This is a genomic window from Vogesella mureinivorans, from assembly GCF_007644035.1.
Classification (GTDB): Bacteria; Pseudomonadota; Gammaproteobacteria; order Burkholderiales; family Chromobacteriaceae; genus Vogesella; species Vogesella mureinivorans.
Genome location: NZ_VMTV02000530.1, coordinates 1 through 280, shown reverse-complemented (window position 1 = coordinate 280; position 280 = coordinate 1). Strand labels below are relative to the sequence as shown.

Annotated in this window: 1 protein-coding gene; it reads left to right on the top strand. The window is 68.6% G+C overall.

The window, feature by feature from the left end:
* Positions 1-280, top strand: a 280-nt coding sequence (locus tag FLQ44_RS14395) for a diguanylate cyclase domain-containing protein (RefSeq protein ID WP_147694972.1), incomplete at both ends; no start/stop codon positions are given.

Genomic DNA, 280 nt, shown 5'->3' with positions numbered 1-280 from the left:
CACCCAGCTCAAGGACAGCGAAGCCCAGGCGAGTTTCCTCGCCCTGCATGACGCCATCACCGGCCTGCCCAATCGCAGCTACGCGCGCCAGCACTTCGCCGGCAATCACGGCGTGGGCTCGCCGGCAGCCCTGCTGCTGGTCGACCTCGACGAGTTCAAGGCCATCAACGACAGCCTCGGGCATGCCGCTGGCGACGAACTGCTGGCCGAAGTGGCGCGGCGCCTGCGCGCTGCCGTGCGTCGGCAGGACCTGGTCACACGCTTCGGGGCTGATGTCTTC